We start from the raw sequence: 7722 nt of genomic DNA, 5'->3' as shown, positions 1-7722 counted from the left end.
CATCACCTCACTGCTGGAAGCTGAAATTGTCTTTCACATAATTCGACTTAAACAAAAAAATCATGCACCTACCTGCCCTAAAAAATAAAGCAAGAGTGATGGTGGAAGTCCCTCTCAGTGATGAGGCTATTCAATGTATTACATCCCTTCTTAAATATCGAAAAGAAAATAGCATTTCGTCCAGCAAGCTGTTTGCAGATAAAAATGACACTTTGCCAAGGCTCAATTATCTTCGCTGGCGAGCAGCAATTAAAGCAGCTAATTTACCTGACAGTTTTGTTCCTCATCATGTGAGACACTACTTTGCGACCAAGAATCTAAGACGAAATGGGGCAACTTTAGAAACCATCGCGAAGGCAGGAGGTTGGACATCAACAGAAAGTGTTAAGCGCTATTGTCATATCGGTGTTACTGCAACAGAACTTCAAGCTGTAAATAGTCGAATATAAATAATAAACCCTTCTGTATTTTCCTCTTTTTATCATTAAGTTAATAGCATAGGTATTCACTGGAGCATAACCTATGATCTATAAGAAAAAAGAGAGTAAGTATTGGTACACAAAGTTTGAGCTAAGTTATGGAGATAAGCGCAAGCGTATAAACAAAAGCACCAGACAAACATCAAAAGCTAAGGCAGAAGCCTTTGAAGCAGGCTTAAAGCAAGAACTGTGGAGGCAAATCACTGAATCCGACGCCTGAAGCACACAGCTTTTCTGAAGCTGTTGAGATTTATCTTGAATCGAGACAGTCAAATCGCACAGTTAAAGAAAAAGCATCAAAGCTAGAGTGGTGGAAGGTCAAATTAGCCGATCCTAATGTTCAGAAAATAGACACTCACTTAGTGCTCTCGACTATTGCAAAAAAGCAAGAAATATCAATTGCTACTCGCAACAGATACTTGGCAGAGCTTAAGGCGTTTTTAAACTTCTGTCACCAAGAGCTTGGCTGGATAGATAGAGTACCCGTAATTAAGATACAGAAAGAGCCTAGACGTGCCTTTTTTAAACTAGATAACGCTGATGTTATAAAGCTCTTAGAATGCGCGCCCTACTACCTAAGAAGTGTCCTCATTTTCGCTTTACTCACAGGAATGAGGCGAAGCAATATTTTTTCACTACGATGGTCACAAATCGACTTCTGCAAACAGTGTATCTATATTGATGCGAAGAGATCACAAATCGAAGAGATCACGTCATAGTACCATTATCTCACAAAGCAATAACGATGCTTTCACAGCTAAAAGAGCAGAGAAGCTCTACTTATGTGTTTGTAAATACTAACAATAACCCTGTTAAAGATATTAAAGATGCACTGTGGAAACGAATTACCAAACAGGCACAATTGGATGGTTTAAGGTTTCATGACTTAAGACACAACTGGGCAACTAGGCATATTGAGGCTGGTACAGACCTGTTGGCCTTAAAAGAACTGGGTGGCTGGAAAACTTTAGAAATGGTGCAACGTTATGCTCACCCTTCGCAAGAGTACCTTGCTGAGCAAGCGAAAAATATTGATGGACCAAAATCCAGCTTACAAGAATCCAAGCTAATAGAAGTGAGCCGTGACAAAAACAACTCATGACCATTGTGACAAGTAAAAAAGCAGAAACAAAACTGTGGCAAAAAATCGTCACAGTTTGGGTTAATTTTATAAAAAAATGGATGTGACTAAGAAAAAGCACATTGCAGAAAAGAAAAAACCCGTTGAAAATCAACGGGTTCAAAAGTGGTACCAGTAGGCGGACTTGAACCGCCACGCCCGAAGGCAACGGATTTTGAATCCGTCATGTCTACCAATTCCATCATACTGGCTTCATTTTTCTTTAACCTTCTAAACACGAGAAGATAAAGAAAAACCACTTTAGAGCGAAAGCTTTTTTTACTGCTTTTGTCTCTATGCCAAGCATTATACAAAGAATGGGTAAGGCAGCAAGCGTTTTGTGCGGCGTCACTGATCAACCGCACAATAATTAAACAAGTTGTTAACTTTAGAGTTTGTCAGTGCCCACTACCCTACTAGTTTTATAGGTATTGAAATTTTAAAGCTTGGATGATTAAAGGTATGGTGGGTTTTGCTTTAATAAATAGTGATGTTTGCATACTCATTTTGATTGTGTATTTAAGGTTAGCAAAGCCAGTTCAGTTCCCAGCATACTAAACAGCCGTTAAGTATTTCTTGTTTGCGAAGGACTTTGCTAAACTACTGCGCAATTTAATTGGATGAGATTGTTTATGTCAGCTGAGTTTCCACGTGCCGGTTTCTGGCGCCGCTTTGCCTCTTTAATTTACGATACCTTGGTTATCATTGCCTTTGCGATGCTGACAACTGTACTGTATTTATTAGCTATTCAAGGGCTTATTTCTTTAGAGTTACTTAGCATTGGTGACGCCGAAGATGTCTCTGCTTTCATTCAAAATTCACCCTTACTATACGGTATCCGTAGCGCATTATTAGTAATAGTGAGTATCAGTTTCTTTAGTTACTTTTGGACTAAAAGCGGCCAAACAATTGGTATGCGCGCGTGGCGTTTGAAGGTGCAAACCCTCGATGGCCATTTAATTAGCTGGCATCAAGGTGCAATCAGAGCAATTACTGCACTATTAGGTTTAGGTAACTTAGTGGTGTTGGTCGATTTTAAAAATAAACGCGCATTGCAAGATTACATCGCAAAAACTGAAGTGATCACTTTAACTAAAGAAGAAAACAAACGTATTTATCGCTCACTTGATTAAAGGCAAATCAAGCATAAAAAAGCGTGGTTCAAACCACGCTTTTTTATGATTTAAAACGAATCTTACACCCGTTTATTCAACAGGTATGTTGCAAACCCAATAAACAACAGACTTGGTAACACAGCACCAACCACTGCAGGTATTTGGTAAACCATTACCACAGGACCAAATATCTCATTGGTTAAGTGGAAAGTAATACCAGTTATGACACCCATGATTATACGTGCGCCCATGGTTACTGTGCGAAGTGGTCCGAATATAAACGACAGAGCAACTAATAGCATAACGGCGATAGATACTGGCTGCATGATTTTGCGCCATAGCGCCAACTCATAGGTGCTAGTATCTTGTTCATTTTGCTGTAAATAACCTAAATAAGACCAAAGCCCAGTAAACGACAACGATTCGGGCTTAACTGATACAACGCCTAATTTTTCAGCAGTCAGTTGCGAGTCGTAGAACTCTTCTTTGTACTGCTCAGTCGTGATCTGCTCTGGCGTGATCATGACTTTATTTACATCACGAAGTAACCAGCCATCTTTACGATTTAATGCTTCTTCTGCCTTGGTAATTTGCGTAAGTTGCAACGATTTATCAAAGTGATACATATGCACGCCACGTAAAGTACCTTGCTGATCGACATCTTCAATATTAATAAAGTTACTACCATCTTTTGCCCACACACCTTGCTTAGCATTAAATACATCACCACCATAAATCGCTTGGTTACGTATTTCTTTTGCTTTGAGCTGTGCTTCTGGGGCGCCCCATTCACCTAGCGCCATCATACAAATAGCCATAAACATCGCGGTTTTCATGACTGATACAATAATTTGCAAACGTGACATACCCGCCGCTTGCATAACAACCAACTCACTATTTGATGCCAATGCGCCTAGACCTGTCAAGCCACCAATCAATGCTGCCATTGGGAAGAAGATAACTAAATCACCTGGCATGCTATACAGGGTGTAAATCAACGCTGTTGCAATATCGTAGCTACCACGGCCAACTGATTTTAACTGCTCAATAAACTTAATGAGGGTACTGATACCTACCAGCACCATTAAAGCAAAACCGGTTGTTTGAATTATGCTGCGACCTAAATACCAGTCGAGTGTTTTCATCATGCGCTTAACTCCCGCTTAGTCACAACTGCCTTTAACCATGCGCCGAGCGGACGACCTTTAATAATCAAGAAACCACCAATAAACAAGGCTGATAAATGGATCCACCATAAGCCAATTGAAGGCGGTATTTTTCCATCTTCAACAGCAAACTTAGCGGCATTCAACAAAATGAAATACCCTAAATACAAGCTAATTGCGGGCACTAATTTAGCGAATTTCCCTTGGCGCGGATTCACCACACTCAGAGGCACCGCGAGTAAAGTTAATAATGGAATTGAAAGTGGTATAGCTAAACGCCACTGCCACTGTGCAATAGCTTCAGAGGTTTTCATTTTCAATAAATCAAAGGTTGGAATTGCTTCTAACTTACGGCGCTGGTGCTCAATTTCTTGATCTTGAATTTGTACACTGTAACCATCGAACTCAGTTAAGTTCAAAGCAGCAGTCTCGCCGTCTGTTTCGTAACGCTTACCATCATTAAGAACAAGTTGCTGTTCACCGTTATCTTGTTCAATCACCACACCACGCTCTGCATACACTAAACGGGCTAAGTCACCTTTTTCACGATCAGGTAACTGCGCAACAAATACCTTGTGTAGCTCTTTACCACTGTTTTCAATGTTGTGAATAAAAACGACCGCTTTTTCGTTACCTGTTTGCTGGAAACGCCCAGCACGTAATGCCGATAAGCCTGCATCGGCTTTTGCTTGTTCTTTTAATTGATATTCTTGCTCACTGGCCCACGGTGCGACATAAAGAGTTAGGGCACCAGCTAAAATAGCCATGGCAGTACTTGAGATAAGCGTTACCCGAACTACGTACCACTCACTGACACCGCAGGCTCTGAAAACTGTCATTTCGCTGTCAGCATAAATGCGACTGTACGCCAAAATAATACCCAAGAAGATACTCAAAGGCAGGATAAGTGAAGCAAGTTGAGGAAGTTTTAGCGCAATCATCGAAAGCACAAGTTTAGCTGGAAGACCCCCTTCAGAGGCGTCTCCTAAAATAACAACAAACTTTTGAGACACAAAAATAGTCATCAAAGTTAAAAATACGGCGACCTGCGACTTGAAGACTTCAGTGGTCAAATAACGAAAAATTAGCAATGCTCGCCCCTGTTAAACATCGAGTTTCACTGGAATAGTAAGGATTTTTGAGTAAACTAGTTATTTTACTCACTTTATTATATGTCATCAGTGTCAAATATCATACCTAGCAAGCGCATATAATCTTGCATTAATGGTACAGATGACATCTATTATGTGATATTGATATTCACATTAAGATAAAGTTCAAAAACACATAAATAGAGTCATGGTTTATGTACTAAGATTAGTGCTACTAAACTAAAAAATGTAAGAAAAGACTCGAAAAAGAAATTCTTACCCTTATAAATTAAGGTTATACGACTCAATATCAGGAGCAACAATGGAATTTAGCGTAAAAAGTGGTAGTCCAGAAAAGCAACGTAGCGCATGTATTGTAGTAGGCGTTTATGAGCCACGTCGTTTATCCCCCATTGGTGAACAATTAGATAAGATCAGTGACGGTTATATCTCAAACTTATTGCGCCGCGGCGATCTTGAAGGTAAGCCTGGCCAAGTATTACTATTACATCATGTACCTAATGTACTAAGCGAACGAGTATTATTGGTAGGTTGCGGCAAAGAGCGCGAGCTTGATGACAAACAATACAAACAAATTATCTCAAAAACGATAAACACACTTAACGAAACAGGTTCAATGGAAGCGGTATGCTTTTTAACTGAGCAACATGTTAAGAGTCGTGACACTTATTGGAAAGTACGCCAAGCAGTTGAAACAACTCAGGACTGCTTATACACCTTCAATCAACTGAAGAGCAAAAAAAGCGACCCTCGTCGTCCTTTACGTAAAATTGTTTTCAACGTACCAACGCGTCGTGAGTTAACCATTGGCGAAAGTGCAATTGAGCATGGCTTAGCCATCGCTGCAGGTAGCAAGTTATGTAAAGACGTTGCCAATATGCCGCCAAATATCTGTAATCCTGCGTATTTAGGTGAGCAAGCGCAAGAAATCGCTGATAACTTCGATAATGTGACTGTTGATATTATCGGTGAAGAAAAAATGGCAGAGCTGGGCATGAATTCATACCTGGCGGTTGGCCGTGGTAGTGCTAATGAATCGGTTATGTCGGTGATCAACTATCAAGGTGGCGACAAAGACCAAGCGCCAATCGTGTTAGTCGGTAAAGGCTTAACTTTCGACTCTGGCGGTATTTCAATCAAGCCAGGCGAAGCCATGGATGAAATGAAATACGACATGGGTGGTGCAGCGGGTGTTATTGGTACTATGCGCGCACTTGTGCAAATGCAATTACCAATTAACGTTGTCGGTGTTTTAGCGGGTTGTGAAAACATGCCCGGTTCAAACGCTTATCGCCCAGGTGATATCTTAACAACCATGTCGGGGCAAACAGTTGAAGTGTTAAACACCGATGCTGAAGGCCGTTTAGTACTGTGTGATGCACTAACCTATGTTGAGCGCTTTGAACCAGATACCGTTGTTGATGTAGCAACACTAACAGGTGCGTGTATTATCGCGCTGGGTTCGCATGCCACAGGTTTACTATCAAACCACAACCCTCTTGCTCATGACCTACTAAAAGCATCTGAGCAAAGTGGCGACCGTGCATGGCAATTACCTTTATGGGATGACTATCAAGAGCAACTTGAAAGCCCATTCGCTGATTTCACCAACTTAGGTGGTCGTGCAGCAGGTACGATTACAGCGGCATGCTTCTTATCTAAATTCACCAAAAAATATAACTGGGCGCATTTAGATATTGCAGGTACAGCATGGCGCAGCGGCGGTAAAAACAAAGGCGCAACCGGTCGTCCGGTACCTATGTTGACTCAGTATTTGCTAAACCGCGCAGGCGTGAGCGAAGCAAGTCACGATTAAGCCTTACCGCAAGCTTAAAACTAACCCTAAATAAGGCGCCAAATGGCGCCTTATTAATTGAAGCAATTCGCGTTCTATGTCAAAATCCCTGCTTTGATCTGTGTATCTGTGGGGACGAAAGTCACTATGAATATGAACGCACAATTTTACGTTCTAAAACAAGATGATAGTGCCCACCAAGCGGCTGGCGCTGTTTTCGACCTGGCAGCTAAAATTGCTGCGGATCAGTATCGTCTAGGTCATCGCGTATTTATTTACGCTGATAACACCGACACGGCCCACACAATCGACGACATCATTTGGTCATTTGAACCAGATAGTTTTGTACCACACAACTTACAAGGTGAAGGCCCTAAAGGTGGCGCTCCGGTTGAAATTGGTATGACTCCACCTGTCGGCAACAGAAAAATATTAATCAACCTAGCTGAGCACCTACCGGATTTTATTCGCCGTTTTCAGCAGGTTTATGATTTCGTACCCGTTGAGCCAAATGCTAAGCAAGCCGCCCGTGAGCGGTTTAAAAAGCTTCGCCAACTGGGCGCCCATATTGCAACGCAAGAAATTGACATTTAAGCATTTATTTAAGGTTCTGTGTAATGGATAAAACCTATAATCCGCAAGATATTGAACAGTCTTTATACCAAGGCTGGGAAGAAAATGGCTACTTTAAACCGTCTGGCCAAGGTGACGCATACTCAATTATGATCCCGCCACCAAACGTCACGGGTAGCTTACACATGGGCCACGCGTTCCAAGATACCATCATGGATACGCTAACGCGTTTAAAGCGTATGCAAGGCAACAACACATTATGGCAAGTAGGTACTGACCACGCGGGTATCGCAACACAAATGCTTGTTGAGCGTAAGCTTGCTGCTGAAGAAGGTAAAACTCGTCACGACCTAGGCCGTGAA

9 protein-coding genes, 1 tRNA gene and 1 pseudogene are annotated in these 7722 nt (G+C 41.5%); 8 read left to right on the top strand and 3 right to left on the bottom strand.

The genetic code is table 11. The features are described 5' to 3' along the window. Positions 1-56: 56 nt before the first annotated feature. The 4 genes and pseudogenes from ACXAC4_RS21215 to ACXAC4_RS21200 form a co-directional block, all read left to right on the top strand. Positions 57-449, top strand: a pseudogene (locus tag ACXAC4_RS21215) (tyrosine-type recombinase/integrase); the annotation flags it as partial. Between the two features lie 73 nt (positions 450-522). Beyond that, positions 523-699 carry a hypothetical protein gene (locus tag ACXAC4_RS21210; RefSeq protein WP_475165172.1) on the top strand — a complete coding sequence of 59 codons (177 nt, stop codon included), beginning with the start codon at positions 523-525 and terminating at the stop codon, positions 697-699. Between the two features lie 142 nt (positions 700-841). Beyond that, positions 842-1198, top strand: a complete 357-nt coding sequence (locus ACXAC4_RS21205) for a tyrosine-type recombinase/integrase (protein WP_475165171.1) — start codon at positions 842-844, stop codon at positions 1196-1198. After that, entirely contained in the window at positions 1171-1581 is a 411-nt protein-coding gene (locus ACXAC4_RS21200) for a tyrosine-type recombinase/integrase (protein ID WP_475165174.1), read from the top strand. Before ACXAC4_RS21205 ends, ACXAC4_RS21200 begins: the two co-directional genes overlap by 28 nt. Positions 1582-1726: 145 nt before the next feature. Here the strand turns inward: ACXAC4_RS21200 and ACXAC4_RS21195 are convergent. Continuing rightward, positions 1727-1811: transfer RNA gene (locus ACXAC4_RS21195), tRNA-Leu, on the bottom strand. 420 nt (positions 1812-2231) lie between these two features. Here ACXAC4_RS21195 and ACXAC4_RS21190 point away from each other — a divergent pair. Continuing rightward, positions 2232-2732: an RDD family protein gene (locus tag ACXAC4_RS21190; RefSeq protein ID WP_138616290.1), complete on the top strand. Its 501-nt coding sequence runs from the start codon at positions 2232-2234 to the stop codon at positions 2730-2732. A 62-nt stretch (positions 2733-2794) separates the two neighbouring features. Here ACXAC4_RS21190 and lptG read toward each other — a convergent pair whose 3' ends face one another. Beyond that, the gene (gene lptG / locus ACXAC4_RS21185) at positions 2795-3862 is read right to left on the bottom strand and encodes an LPS export ABC transporter permease LptG (RefSeq protein WP_054552636.1); all 1068 of its coding nucleotides are present in this window, start codon (positions 3860-3862) and stop codon (positions 2795-2797) included. Next, the gene (lptF, locus tag ACXAC4_RS21180; protein WP_475165168.1) at positions 3859-4971 is read right to left on the bottom strand and encodes an LPS export ABC transporter permease LptF; all 1113 of its coding nucleotides are present in this window, start codon (positions 4969-4971) and stop codon (positions 3859-3861) included. Before lptF ends, lptG begins: the two co-directional genes overlap by 4 nt. Positions 4972-5293: 322 nt before the next feature. Here lptF and pepA point away from each other — a divergent pair, with 322 nt between their 5' ends. The 3 genes from pepA to ACXAC4_RS21165 all read left to right on the top strand — a co-directional run. Continuing rightward, complete coding sequence (gene pepA / locus ACXAC4_RS21175; RefSeq protein WP_062570143.1) at positions 5294-6808, top strand: leucyl aminopeptidase; 1515 nt, start codon at positions 5294-5296, stop codon at positions 6806-6808. A 126-nt stretch (positions 6809-6934) separates the two neighbouring features. Continuing rightward, positions 6935-7381 carry a DNA polymerase III subunit chi gene (locus ACXAC4_RS21170; protein WP_054552639.1) on the top strand — a complete coding sequence of 149 codons (447 nt, stop codon included), beginning with the start codon at positions 6935-6937 and terminating at the stop codon, positions 7379-7381. Between the two features lie 23 nt (positions 7382-7404). Beyond that, positions 7405-7722: class I tRNA ligase family protein (locus ACXAC4_RS21165; protein WP_475165166.1), on the top strand; the 318-nt coding region annotated here is incomplete at its 3' end.

Source organism: Pseudoalteromonas sp. AWM4_233 (assembly GCF_056158285.1).
The sequence above is the reverse complement of the archived record's forward strand: the minus strand, read 5'-3'. Positions and strand labels throughout refer to the sequence as shown.